Origin of the sequence: Pseudomonas sp. I8001, from assembly GCF_013385345.1 — a bacterium.
Lineage (GTDB): Bacteria > Pseudomonadota > Gammaproteobacteria > Pseudomonadales > Pseudomonadaceae > Aquipseudomonas.
The window spans coordinates 1-13,108 of the sequence record NZ_JACAQC010000031.1; the positions used below are offsets into that span (position 1 = coordinate 1).

Below are 13,108 nucleotides of genomic sequence, written 5' to 3' on the forward strand. Positions count from 1 at the left end.
GCAAGAGCGTTTTGCTTACTTTTGCGCTGTTCAAAAGTGAGCCGCTGTAAGAGCGGAACCAATAGCCGCCGTTACCGCAGCAACGGATATGTACTCAAACCTCACGCCCCCCCAAGGCCGAGCTGTTGCCTGACCAACACTTCCCACACACATTGTCGTTTTCAGCAATCCCCCAACCCTCCAATCCCCCCTGTTTACAGGCCCAAAAACCCGGCATGCCTTGTGCAATGACCCAGTTCCCGGACTTTAGGCCTGACCCATCATGCAAGAACCCGCCCCTTACCCGCGACGATCCAGCCCGTTGCTCCTTATCGGCACCGCCACACTCTGCGGCCTGCTCCTGGGCTGTGGCCAAGGCAGCTCAACCGTCACCCGCAGTGACCAGCCGGTAAAGGGCGGCACCCTCGTGTACGCCACCGACCGCGAACCCACCTGCCTCGACCCCCACGTGGCCGGCGACATGCCCCAGGTGTTCGTCGCCCAGCAGTACCTCGACTCCCTGGTCTCGATGGACGCCGACGGCCGCATCGGCCCCTGGCTCGCCAAGACCTGGGAAGTCTCCCCCGACGGCCTGACCTACACCTTCCACCTGCGCAACGACGTGCACTTCACCGACGGCACCCCGTTCAACGCCGCGGCGGTCAAGGCCAACCTCGACCACATGGCCAACCCCAAGACCCAGTCCAGCACCGCAGGCGGCTACATCCGCCAATACCGCAGCACCGACGTGCTCGACGAATACACCGCAGTGGTGCACCTGGCCACGCCGTACGCGGCCTTTCTTGAAGTCCTCGCCCAAGGCTTCCTCGGCATCGAGTCCCCCACGGCATTGCTGCGCTCGCGCGATGTGAACTGCGAAAGCCCGGTCGGCAGCGGCCCGTTCAAGGTCGTGCGCTGGGACCGGCAAAGCCAGGTCGAGCTGGTGCGCAACCCCGACTACAACTGGGCGCCACCCACCGCCAAGCACCAGGGCCCGGCCTGGCTCGACCGGATCGTCTGGAAGTTCATCCAGGAACCTTCCGTGCGCTTCGCCTCGTTGCAGGCTGGCGAGGTCGACGTGATCGAAGCGTTGCCGCCCGAATCCCACGAGGCCGCTCGACGCAACCCGGACCTGACCCTGGTGATCGCCCAACGCCCCGGCAACCCCACCAACGGCACGCTGAACATTACCCGTGCGCCGTTCGATGACGTGCGAGTGCGCGAAGCCTTTGTGCGCAGTTCCGACATCGAGGGCGCGTTGAAGAGCGTGTACTTCAACGAATTCCCCCGCGCCGGCGGGCCGCTGAGCCCAGCCACGCGCTTTTACAGCCCGGAGTTCCAGCACGCCCAGGATTACGACCCCGCCCGGGCTGCTCAGTTACTCGACCAGTCCGGCTGGACCCAGCGCGACAGCGAGGGCTACCGCACCAAGGACGGCAAGCGCCTGCAAGTTCACGTGGTGATGGGCAACCGCACGCCACCGTCGGAATACACCTTGTGGGAGCAGGTGCAGGCCACCACTCGGCAGGTCGGCTTCGAGCTGATCGTCGACCAGATGAGTGACGTGCAGGCCACCAAACGCCAGGCCGACTGGGACTACGACATTCGCCTCGGCTACTGGAACACCAACACCGCCGACGTGCTGCGGATCATCTTCGGCAGTGAGTTCATCAGCCCGGCGGGTGTCGGTGGTTACCACCAGAACACCGCAGGCTTCAGTGACCCGGCGTTCGACACGCTGATCCGGCAAGCCCTCACCACCCAGGACAGCGAGCAGCGCCGGGCGCTGTATTACCAGGCGCAGAAAATCGCTTCCAGCCAGTACCTGCAATTGACCACCTACCCGCAAAGCACGCGGCTGGGTATCTACAAGACCACCCAGGGCGTGCGGCTGGAGCCGTCGCTGGCGGTGACTTATCTCTATGACGCATGGGTGAACAAATGAGCGACACATCACTTGCCAACCCACGGCGCGAGCGCCTGGCCCGGCTCGGCAAACGTGCGCTGTGGCGCCTTGCCGGCGGCGTGCTGGTGCTCTGGGCGGTGGCCACGCTGACGTTCTTTGCCTTGCGCCTGATGCCCGGCGATCCGGTGCAGGCGATCCTCGGCGGCCCGAGCGGCAACCCCACCCCCGAGACCATCGCCGAAGCCACCCGCGAGTACGGCCTCGACAAACCATTGGCGGTGCAATACGCGTTGTACCTCGGGCGACTGGTGCAGGGTGACCTGGGGGTTTCCTATTCCCAGCACCTGCCGGTGACCCGAGTGCTCGCCGAGCAATCCTGGCCGACCCTGGAGCTGACCCTGACCTCGCTCGCCCTGGCCTGGGTCCTGGTGCTGGCGCTGACGGTGCTGACCGCCGGCCGGCGACGCTGGGTTGCCAGCCTGGCCTCGTTGGCCGAAACCCTGGCCGCCGCGCTGCCGCACTTCTGGCTGGGGATTCTGCTGCTGGCGGTGTTTGCGTTCGGCCTGCGGCTGTTTCCGCCGGCAGGCAGTGATGGCTGGCGCACCCTGGTGTTGCCGTCGTTCGCCCTGGCGATTCCGCTGGCCGGGTTTATCGCCCAGGTCACCCGCGAATCCCTGGATTTGACCCTCGACCAACCCTTCATCCTGACCGCCCGCACCCGTGGCCTGAGTGACTTCAACGTGCGCTTCAAACACGCGTTGCGCCACGCCGTGTTGCCGGGCATCTCGCTGTCGGGCTGGGCCATCGGCGCGCTGATCAGCGGTGCCGTGGTGATCGAAGTGATTTTTTCCCGCAAGGGCCTCGGCCGCCAGTTGTACCAGGCGGTGCAGGCCCAGGACCTGCCGCTGACCATTGGCATCAGCCTGGTGGTCGCCGCCGGCTACGTGCTCGCCAATATTCTGGTCGACCTGCTGTACCTGTGGGTCGACCCTCGCCAACAGGAGCTTCCAGCATGAGTGGCCTGACCCTGGAAACACCGCTGCCCGCGCTGCGGATTCAGCGCACCACTCGCACGCTGCGCCTCGGCCCGCTGTTGGCGATTACCTTTCTGTTGCTGGTGATCGTCGCGGCGCTGGTGCCGCAGTTGTTCGCCTACAGCGACCCGCTGGCCATCGTGCCCCGCGATGCGTTTCATTCGCCGAGCCTGGCCCACTGGTTCGGCACCGATCAGTCGGGGCGGGATATTTTTTCGCGGGTGATCCATGGCACCCGCCAGTCGTTGTTCATCGGCCTGGCTGCAACCGCTATCGCCATGAGCATCGCCATCGTTCTCGGCCTGTTGGGCGGGCTGGGCGGTACGCGGGTGGACCGCGGCGTGGGTTGGTTGCTGGAAGTGCTGTTTGCGTTTCCGAGCCTGATCCTGGCGCTGTTGTTCGTGGCGATTTTCGGCAGCGGCATCGGCCCGCTGATCGTCGCCACCGGGCTGGGCAGTGCACCGGGTTATGCGCGGATGGTCCGTGGCCAGGTGCTGGCGGTGCGCAACGCGGGCTATATCGAAGCCGCCCGCGCCCTCGGGCATCCGCCGCTGCGCATCATCCTGCGCCAGTTGCTGCCGAACGCCATGCGCCCGTTGATCGTGACCCTGACCATGGGCGTGGGCCAGGCGATTGTCTGGGCCTCGGCCCTGAGTTTTCTCGGCCTGGGCGCCCGTCCGCCGGCACCGGAGTGGGGGACCATGTTGTCCATGGGCCGCGACTTCATCGCCAACGCCTGGTGGCTGACGTTCTTCCCCGGGCTGTTCATCGTATTGACCACGCTGTCGACCACGGTCACTGGCCGTTACCTGCAACAACGCCTGGAGGGCCGTCTTTCATGAGCGACCAGAAACGCTTGATCGTTGAAGGGCTGTCCATCGAGTTTGCCGGGCAGTCGGTGGTGCGCAATCTGTCTTTCACCCTGGAGCCTGGCAAGACCCTGGCGCTGGTGGGCGAATCCGGCTCCGGTAAAAGCGTCACCGCCCGCAGCCTGATCGGCCTGGCGGGTGCGGGCGCGAAGGTTACGGCGCGCACCTTGAGCTATGACGGCGTGGATTTGCTCAGCCTGTCGGAACGCGGCTGGCGTCGTTTGCGTGGCAATGGCATCGGCTTCGTGTTGCAGGATGCACTGGTGTCCCTCGACCCGTTGCGGCCGGTGGGCAAGGAAATTCTCGAGGTGCTGGAGACCCATCGCTGGGGCGACCGTCGCAGCCGTGGCGAACGCGTCATCGAACTGCTGGACCTGGTGGGCGTACCCGAGCCGCAACTGCGTGCGCGCCAGCGCCCCGATCAACTCTCCGGCGGCCTGCGCCAGCGTGCGCTGATTGCCAGCGCACTCGCATTGAACCCCGGCCTGGTGATCGCCGATGAACCGACCACGGCGCTGGATGCCACGGTGCAGGCGCAGATCCTGCAGGTATTGCAGCAGATCAAGGCCCGTGGCGATTCGCTGCTGATCATCAGCCATGACCTGGCAGTGGTCGCGCAATTGGCGGATGAGGTGCTGGTGCTGCGCCACGGCGAAGTGGTGGAGCAGGGCCCGATGGATCAGGTGCTGCTCAACCCACGCCACGCCTACACCCGCTCGTTGCTGGATGCGGTGCCCGCCGAGCATGCCCGGGGCACACGCCTGTCGCCGGAGCGCAGCAACGCTGTGGCGCAACCACGGCCCGGCGCGGATTCGCCGGTGCTGCTCAAGGCCTCCGGCCTGGGCAAGCGGTATGTGGGCCCCGATCAACAGTCGCGCCAGGTGGTGGATAACGTCAGCTTCGAGCTGCGCGCCGGTCGCACCCTGGGCATCGTCGGTGAATCCGGCTCCGGCAAAACCACCGTGGCACGCATCGCCCTCGGCTTGCTGCAACCGGATGCCGGTGAGGTGCGTTTTCTCGACCAGCCATGGGCCGCGGCAGGTACCGAGCGGGTCGAGGAAAAGACCCGCCGTGTGCATCGCCGGGATATCAGCGTGATTTATCAGGACCCGCTGAGTTCGTTCGACCCGCGCTGGACGGTGGGGCAGATCCTCAGTGATGCGCTGGACGTTGCCGGTATCGACGCCGAGCAACAGGCGGCCCGCGTGACACAGTTGCTCGACCAGGTACGCCTGGCGCCGCAATTGGCCGAGCGCCGACCGTTGCAACTGTCGGGCGGGCAGCGCCAGCGCGTGGCGATTGCCCGGGCGATTGCCAGCAACCCCAAAGTGATTATCTGCGACGAGCCGGTGTCGGCGCTGGACGTGTCGGTGCAGGCCCAGGTCCTGGATCTGCTGGCCGACCTGCAAGCCTCGCTGGGCCTGGCCTACCTGTTTATCTCCCACGACCTGGGGGTGATTCGCCACGTCAGCGACGAAGTGTTGGTGATGCGCCACGGCCAGGTGGTGGAAAGCGCCAGCGTCGAGACGTTGTTTGAATCGCCCCAGCACGAATACACCCGGCGCCTGCTGGGCGCGGTGCCACGCCTGCCAGGCAGCGGCAAGCAGTTGGTGGTGCCGGCCCTGGAGCCGGAAAACCCCGGCTGGCTGTTTGATGAATCGCGCCTGTGGAAAATCGCCATCTAGACCTGAATCAAGGAAGTGCCATGAGCAAGTTGTCTGCTGTACCCACGCCGCCGGTTGTAACGGTGGCCGAACTGAACGCCCGTGCCGACCGCATCCTGCCGCAGATTGCCGCCGGCGCTGCGCAACGTGAGCGTGACCGCCAACTGCCGTATGAGGCCGTGGCGCAGATCGCCCAGGCCGGGTTGTTTACCGTGCGGATTCCCAAGCGGTTTGGCGGCGCCGGTGGTTCGGTCAAGGACGTGATTGCCTTGCTGATTCGCATCGCCTCGGCCGACTCCAACGTGGCCCAGGCGCTGCGCCCCGGTTTCGGGTTTGTCGAAGGCCTGCTGGCGTCCCGCGCCGAGGGGGCGGAGGAGGAGCGCGAGCGTTGGTTCGGGCGCTACCTGCAAGGCGCCGTGATCGGCAATGCCGGCTGGGAAGTCGGCGGTGCCAACGGTTCGATCAGTGCGCGCATCGTGCGTGACGGCGAGCACTTTCGCGCTTGCGGCAGCAAGTACTACAGCACCGGTTCGTTGTATGCCGATTGGGTCAGCGCCGTCGCCCTGGACGAGAATGACCAGCCCGTGTCGTTCATCCTGCCGCGCGACCGCCAGGGCCTGGAGTTGCTGGATGATTTCGACGCCATGGGCCAGCGCCTGACCGCCAGTGGCACCACCCATCTGCATGATGTGCAGGTGTTGGCCAGCGAGATCCGCACCCGCACCGTCGAGGAAGGCAAACGCACGATTGTCACGCCGTTCCTGCAAGTGTTCCTCGCGGCGGTGCAGGCCGGTATAGCGCGAAATGCGCTGAATGATGCGGTGACCTTTGCCAAGGAGCATGCGCGGCCGATCAAGCACAGCAGCGCCACGCGCTCGGTGGATGACCCGTACGTGGAACTGAGCGTGGGCGACGTCTCGGCCCGGGCCTTTACCGCCGAAGCGGTGGTGTTGCACGCGGCGGACTCCATTGACCGCGCCTGGGCTGCGGATCTTGATGCGGTGGCCGTCGACCAGGCGGCAGTGGACGTGGCCCAGGCGCAATACATCGCGGCCGAGTCGGCGCTCAAGGCCGCCGAACTGGTGTTCGACGTGGGTGGCGCTTCCACCACCGGCCGCGCGCATAACCTGGACCGGCACTGGCGCAACGCGCGCACCGTGGCCAACCACAATCCCCGGCACTGGAAAGCCGCAGCCGTGGGCGCCTGGCAACTCAAGGGCACGCCGCCTCCGACATCGGGGCTGTTTTGAACAAAGCCCTCGACCTTTCACACCCCTTGGGCGAGGTGGGCTCCGGGCACGCGCGCCGGGTGCCAATGATCATCGGCTGTGCGCTGTTCATGGAATTGATCGACGCCACGGCGGTGCTCACGGCGCTGCCGCAGATGGCCCAGGATTTCGGCGAGCCCAGCGTGCGCATGAACCTGGTGGTGTCACTATACCTGCTGGCGGTGGCGCTGTTCGTGCCGGTCAGCGGCTGGGCGGCCGACCGGTTCGGGCCGCGTCGGGTGTTTATCAGCGCCATCGTGCTGTTCACCCTCGCGTCGGTGGCCTGTGCCTGCTCGGGCTCGCTGTTGCAACTGTCCCTGGCGCGTTTGGCCCAGGGCGCCTCGGGGGCGATGATGGTGCCGGTGGGGCAGGTGATCCTGCTGCGCTGGTCGGCGCGGGAAAACCTGCTGCGTGCCATGTCGTACCTGACGGTGGCGGCGCTGGTTGGGCCGCTGCTGGGCCCACCGTTGGGCGGGCTGTTGGTGACGGTGCTGTCGTGGCACTGGATCTTCCTGATCAACCTGCCGATCGGCGTGCTTGGGGTGATCCTGGTGCTGCGCTATATCCCGGACTATTCCGGGACACCCGGCCAGCCATTGGACGTTCCCGGCCTGTTGCTCAGCGGCGTGGCATTGGGCGGGCTGGTGTTCGGTTTCGAGGTGCTGGGCCACGGCCTGTTGCCGCGCCAGTGGGCGTTGCTGCTGATTGGCGGCGGGCTGTTGAGTGCCTGGCTGTATGTCCTGCATGCACGGCGGACGGTGTACCCGTTGATCGATTTTTCATTGTTGAAAATCCCGACCTTCGCGGTGAGCTTCTGGGGCGGCAACCTGATGCGCATCGGCAGCGCGTCACAGCCGTTTTTGCTGGTGTTGCTGTTCCAGCTGTGTTTCGGGCTTAACCCGTTGCAGGCGGGGCTGCTGAGCGTGGCCGGTGGCGTGGGTGCGTTGCTGATGAAAATGCTGGCAGTGCGGATTGTCAGCCGCTTCGGTTTCCGGCGCACCTTGATCGGCAATGCGGTGCTCACCGGTGCAACCATCCTGGCGTGCAGCCTGTTCGAGGTATCAACGCCTTACTGGATTGTAATACTGGTGTTATTTGGCAGCGGGATCATTCGCTCGCTGCAATTCAGCACCCTGGGGGCGTTGACCTATGCCGACGTGCCACCGGAGCAATCCAGCCGCGCCAGCAGCCTGTCGGCGATGACCATTCAGTTGACGTTGAGTTTATCGGTGGGCATCGCGGCGGGGCTGCTCGGTTTGATCATGGCCGTGCGCGGGCATGCCACGGTCGAGCAGAGTGATATCGCCTGGATCATGGCGGGTGCCGGATTGCTGTGTGCCTTGTCGGGGCTGGTTTATCGCAGGCTGTCGCCCCAGGCGGGCTCGGCGATTTATGCAAAACGCGCAGAGGGAATTGGATGATTCGTGCAGCACGTATCGAGGACGCAGGTGACATTGCCTGGGTGCATATTCGCAGTTGGCAGCAGGCTTATCGTGAACTGATGCCGGCGGATTACCTGGCTTCGCTGGAGGCGACGCAGCCTCGGCGTGAAGCCTTTTGGCGGCAGTCGATTGAGCAGGGGAGCGAAGCTGTGTTTGTCGCGCAGGTCGAGGGGCGTGTGGTGGGCTGGATTGTTGTCAGCTCGAGTCGTGATGAGGATGCTGATCCAGGCGTAACCGGTGAAGTGCAGGCGGTGTATGTGCTGGCCGAGCATTGGGGAACGGGGGTGGGCAGGGCGCTGTGGCTCAGGGGGCTGGAGCATCTCGCGAGCCTGGGCCTGGAGACGGCGACGTTGTGGGTGCTGGCTGAAAACCGGCGGGCAGTGCGCTTTTACCAAAATGCAGGATGGATAGCGCAGCCCGAATCAAGCCGCACCCTTGCTCGGGGCGGTCGTGAGTTGGAGGAACTTCGCTACCAATCCCAAAAGTGACGCTGAACCTGTGGCGAGGGAGCTTGCTCCCGCTGGGCTGCGCAGCGGCCCCAAAATCCTGGGAGCGCTTCGCACTCCAGCGGGAGCAAGCTCCCTCGCCACAGGGGAATGCCGCTCTGGACGCTCTGCGTCCGCTCTTAAAATCGTGACGCAGAGCGTCACCGGATGCATTCCCACGCAGAGCGTGGGAACGATCACACTCACCATTTTTGCCTGAAAGCTGCGCGGCCACAGGCGTCATTCAGGAATGTCATTGGCCATGAGTTCGTCTTTTTCATTGTTTCGCACCTGGAATGTCCAGCACTTGCCATCGACGCCGGCGGCGTTTGTGCGGCATTTCATCGGACATTTCAAAGGTTGGTACCTGGCTATCCTGCTGCTGCAGATCGCCGCGGTGGTGTGTTCGATTCTGACGCCCTGGGGGCTGGGGCAGATCACCCGCACCGTGAGCAACGGGCTGGAAGCGGAGCGTGCCTTTGAAGTGCTGCAATGGCCACTGACACTGCTAAGCGCGCTACTGGTGTGCCAAGTACTGTTTACCCGTGCATCGGCAGGCTGCCATATCCACGTCTTGCCGTTGCAGCGGCGCACGGTGACGCATGTGGTGTTCGCCTATCTGCAGCAGCACTCCCATCGTTTCATCAGCAATGAGTTCGCCGGGGCACTGGCGCATCGGGTGGCGGAAATTACCCTGGGCGTGAATCAGACCCTGAGCATCTTGTTGTTCGACCTGATCCCGCTGCTGGTGACGCTGAGCCTGGCCACGGCCTTGCTATGGACCGCATCGCCGTTGTTGGCGTTGTTCATGGCGGGTTGGTCGGTGGCGTTTATCGCTATCTGCTACGTCCTCGCACGCCGCAGTCATCCTCTGGCGCAACAGTATTCGGCAGCGCGCAGCACCAGCACCGGCAAAGTGGTGGATGCGGTCTCCAACCTGGCCAATATCCGCCTGTTTGCGCGCCATGCGTTCGAGCACAGTTACCTCGGCACTTTCCTCGACAAGGAGGTGGCGGCTGCCTACCGATCCCTGGGGTATATGGAGAAAATTCGCTGGTTCCAGGCTTCCTGTGGCGTAGTGCTTAAGCTCGGCTTGTTATTGCTGGCGCTCTACCTGTGGCGCAGCCACCGTATCGACATTGCTGCGTTTGTCATGTCCACCAGCCTTTCGTTGTTGATCATCAGCGATGTGGAAAACCTGTCGCGACGCTTTCTCGAATTCTTCGAAGCCACCGGCAATATCGCCAACGGTGTGCGCACCCTGATCCGCCCCCATGAAGTCATCGACCAACCCGGCGCCAAGGCGCTGATGGTCAAGCGCGGCGATATCGAGTTTCGCGATGTCGGCTTCAGCTATGGCGGTGACCGTTCGATTTTCGAACACCTGAATATCGTCATCCCCGCCGGCCAGAAAGTCGGCCTGGTGGGTGCTTCGGGCTCCGGCAAGTCGACCCTGCTGAGCTTGCTCCTGCGTCTCTACGACGTGCAGCAAGGCCAGGTGCTGGTGGACGGCAAGGACGTGCGCGAGGTGACCCAGCATTCGCTGCACCAGCAGATCGGCCTGATTCCCCAGGAGCCCGGCCTGTTCCACCGCAGCATTCGCGAAAATATCCACTACGGCCGCCTGGATGCCTCGATGGACGAGGTCGCCGAGGCGATCCACCGCGCCGGCGCCAGTGAATTTATCGACAGCATGGAACACGGCTACGAATCGCTGGTGGGCGAGCGTGGGGTCAAATTGTCCGGCGGCCAGCGCCAGCGCATTGCGATTGCCCGGGTGTTGCTGAAAAACGCGCCGATCCTGGTGATGGACGAAGCCACTTCCAGCCTGGACTCGATCACCGAGCGCTTTATCCAGGACAAGCTCGACGAAATCATGGAAGACAAGACCGTGCTGGTGGTCGCGCATCGGCTGTCCACCGTGGCCCACCTGGACCGGATCCTGGTGTTCGACAATGGCCGGGTGATCGAGGACGGCAGCCACGAACAGTTGCTGCGCCAGGGCGGGCAATATGCGCGGTTGTGGAGTCGCCAGTTCAGCGATGCGCTGGATGAAGCGGTGGTGTGACCAAGCGGCGTACCGGGTACGCCGCGCAGTCAGGTTCAGATCGAGAGGTGCAGCACCCTGTCATCCTTGGCACCGGCCAGCGGGCGGCGCTTGTTGACCTTCAGCTCACCGAGGTTGATCAGCAAGGTGCGGGTCACGTTGCGGCTCAGCCCCAGCAACTCGGCGGTGTGCACCTGGTTGTGCTGGCACAGCCGGTAGGCGGCGGTGAGCAGGCTGCGTTCCACCTGTTCGTGGAGGTTTTCTATCTGCTCCTCGAACAGCCGCTGGAAGGCCTGGTCGAGCAGGTCATGGGCGGTGGTGCTGTCTTCCTGGCGTTCGATACGCAGGTTGGACATGCGCAGGTCATCGGCCTGGATCACGCCGTCGCGGCAGATCAGCAGGGTGTGGTGGATGACGTTTTCCAGCTCGCGGATATTCCCCGGCCAACTGTAGGTGGCCAGGCGTTGCTCGGCTTCCTTGCTCAAGATGATCTCGCCATAGCCGAGGCGGCGGGTGTAGGTGTCGATGAAGTACTGCACCAGCGGCAGGATATCGCCGGGGCGATCCCGCAGCGGGCTGAGTTCCAAGTTGACCACGTTCAGGCGGTAGAACAGGTCCTCGCGGAAATGCCCGGCGTTGATGGCTTTTTCCAGCTGCACGTTGGTCGCCGCCAGCACCCGCACATTGATCGGAATGCTTTTGCGCGAACCCAGGCGCACTACTTCACGCTCCTGCAATACCCGCAGCAGCTTGACCTGGATCGACATGGGCAGGTCGCCGATTTCATCGAGGAACAGCGTGCCGCCGTTGGCTTCTTCAAACCAGCCGGCCTTGGCACCGAGGGCACCGGTGAACGCGCCTTTCTCGTGGCCGAACAGCTCGGCTTCCACCAGTGATTCGGAGAACGCACCGCAATTCACCGCCACGAATGGCTGCTCCTTGCGGCCACTGAGGTTGTGGATATGCCGTGCGACCAACTCTTTGCCGGTGCCGGTTTCACCGATGATCAGCACGCTGGCTTCGCTCGGCGCGACTTGTTGCACATGCTTGAGCAAGGCCTTGGACCTGGGGTCTTCAAACACCTGCGCGGTGGCGCGGATGGAGGTGGCAAGGGCGGGCGAGGGCGGTAGGGTCAGCAGTTGCATGGTTATCCCTTTGAATAAAAGATCAGGAATAAAACGTCGGGATGGGCGCGGTACCGTTCAGTGCCCACTCGCCCAGTTCATGAAGTTTGTAGTCCAGCGGGTCATGCAGGCTCTGGGTGCGCAAGTTGCGCCAGTGCCTGTCGAGGGCCACCGAGGCGTTGGTCGCCCGTGCGCCGGTGACCTCGAAGACCTTGCTACACAACTCCAGGCCATTGCGGCTGGCGGCGACTTTGGCGGTGGCGATGGCAATCGCCGTTTCGCCGCGTTCCTCGCTGGTCAGGGCCGAGCCCTTGGCCCATGCCGCGTCCAGCACCTGGCCTGCGCGCTCCACCAGCAGGCGGGTGCTTTGCAGCGCCACCCAGAAATCGCCGTAGTGGCTGAGGATGTAAGGGTCCTGGGTGCTGTGGCTGGCGCTGGAACGGAACCACGGGCGGGCTTCTTCCAGGGTGTATTGGCGCGCTTCTTCGAACGCGCCTTCGGCGATGCCGAGGAAGATATTCGCGAAGTGCAGTTGCGCAATCAGCGGGCGCAGGCAGGCGAACGGAGTACTCAGGGGGCCCGGGTCCAGCAACAGGTCGGACTCTTCCACGCGCACGCGCTTGAAGGTCACGCTGCCGCTGTCGGTCTGGCGCTGGCCCATGTTGTTCCAGTCGTTGTGCAGGATGATCCCGCTGCGGGCGCTGGGAATCGCCGCGATCAGCAACTTGCCGCCGGCGCTTTCATCGATGGCCGAGGCGATCAGCATTTCCGAGTCGTTGGCCCCGGAGCAGAAGTTCTTCTGTCCCGAGAATTCCCGCCAGCCCGTGTGGCGCTTGACCACCGTGCGGGTGTCCAGGGGGTTCAGGGTGTTGCCCCAGAACCAGTTGTTGCTGGCCGTCAGGCTGAACCAGGTTTGCCATTGTGCGGGCGTGGCGAATAACCGGACGGTGGCGAGCATCAGGTGATGAAAGCCGAATACGTGGGCGATGGAGCTGTCGACCCGGGCGAATTCGCGCACCACCTCGAAGGTTTCCGACCAGTTGGCGTCCAGCCCGCCGAATTGCCCGGGGATGCTCAGGGACAACAGGCCGCTGCTGCGCAGTTTGTCGCGTTCGGCCTTGGGCGTACCGCCGCTGGCGTCGCGGTCGACGGCGGTGCGCGCGAACTCGGTCGCCAGGTCACGGGCAATCTCCAGTGGCGTCCTGCGGGTGCAGAATAAGTTGACCGTCACGCGTGAATACCTCGTTGCTTAAGTCGAGAATGCTCGAGCTGATTTGTTTCAACAGGCAA

The 13,108-nt window shown here is 64.2% G+C and carries 10 protein-coding genes; 8 read left to right on the plus strand and 2 right to left on the minus strand.

Features of this window, described 5'->3' with window-relative positions; all coding sequences use genetic code 11:
• Positions 1 to 262: 262 nt before the first annotated feature.
• The 8 genes from HX839_RS20470 (at position 263) to HX839_RS20505 (ending at position 10,715) form a co-directional block, all read left to right on the plus strand.
• Positions 263 to 1,924, plus strand: a complete 1,662-nt coding sequence (locus HX839_RS20470) for an ABC transporter substrate-binding protein (RefSeq protein ID WP_023659005.1) — start codon at positions 263 to 265, stop codon at positions 1,922 to 1,924.
• Complete coding sequence (locus HX839_RS20475; protein ID WP_003219850.1) at positions 1,921 to 2,901, plus strand: ABC transporter permease; 981 nt, start codon at positions 1,921 to 1,923, stop codon at positions 2,899 to 2,901. The genes HX839_RS20470 and HX839_RS20475 overlap by 4 nt, the downstream gene beginning before the upstream one ends.
• Positions 2,898 to 3,761, plus strand: coding sequence for an ABC transporter permease (locus tag HX839_RS20480; RefSeq protein ID WP_008431169.1), 864 nt, complete (start codon positions 2,898 to 2,900; stop codon positions 3,759 to 3,761). Before HX839_RS20475 ends, HX839_RS20480 begins: the two co-directional genes overlap by 4 nt.
• Positions 3,758 to 5,473 (plus strand): ABC transporter ATP-binding protein, encoded by a 1,716-nt coding sequence (locus HX839_RS20485; RefSeq protein ID WP_102606488.1) that lies wholly within the window; start codon positions 3,758 to 3,760, stop codon positions 5,471 to 5,473. Before HX839_RS20480 ends, HX839_RS20485 begins: the two co-directional genes overlap by 4 nt.
• 20 nt (positions 5,474 to 5,493) lie before the next feature.
• The gene (locus HX839_RS20490) at positions 5,494 to 6,702 is read left to right on the plus strand and encodes an acyl-CoA dehydrogenase family protein (RefSeq protein WP_008431174.1); all 1,209 of its coding nucleotides are present in this window, start codon (positions 5,494 to 5,496) and stop codon (positions 6,700 to 6,702) included.
• Positions 6,699 to 8,141 (plus strand): MFS transporter, encoded by a 1,443-nt coding sequence (locus HX839_RS20495; protein WP_177067617.1) that lies wholly within the window; start codon positions 6,699 to 6,701, stop codon positions 8,139 to 8,141. The genes HX839_RS20490 and HX839_RS20495 overlap by 4 nt, the downstream gene beginning before the upstream one ends.
• Positions 8,138 to 8,650 (plus strand): GNAT family N-acetyltransferase, encoded by a 513-nt coding sequence (locus tag HX839_RS20500; protein ID WP_134326161.1) that lies wholly within the window; start codon positions 8,138 to 8,140, stop codon positions 8,648 to 8,650. Before HX839_RS20495 ends, HX839_RS20500 begins: the two co-directional genes overlap by 4 nt.
• Positions 8,651 to 8,909: 259 nt before the next feature.
• A complete protein-coding gene (locus HX839_RS20505) occupies positions 8,910 to 10,715 on the plus strand; it encodes an ABC transporter ATP-binding protein (RefSeq protein ID WP_008431180.1) in 1,806 nt (601 codons plus the stop codon).
• Positions 10,716 to 10,750: 35 nt separating this feature from the next.
• On the opposite strand, the gene HX839_RS20510 is transcribed toward HX839_RS20505, so the two are convergent.
• Both HX839_RS20510 and HX839_RS20515 read right to left on the minus strand, forming a co-directional pair.
• Positions 10,751 to 11,839 (minus strand): sigma-54-dependent Fis family transcriptional regulator, encoded by a 1,089-nt coding sequence (locus HX839_RS20510; protein WP_003219869.1) that lies wholly within the window; start codon positions 11,837 to 11,839, stop codon positions 10,751 to 10,753.
• Between the two features lie 22 nt (positions 11,840 to 11,861).
• Positions 11,862 to 13,049 (minus strand): acyl-CoA dehydrogenase family protein, encoded by a 1,188-nt coding sequence (locus HX839_RS20515; RefSeq protein WP_177067618.1) that lies wholly within the window; start codon positions 13,047 to 13,049, stop codon positions 11,862 to 11,864.
• Positions 13,050 to 13,108 lie beyond the last annotated feature (59 nt).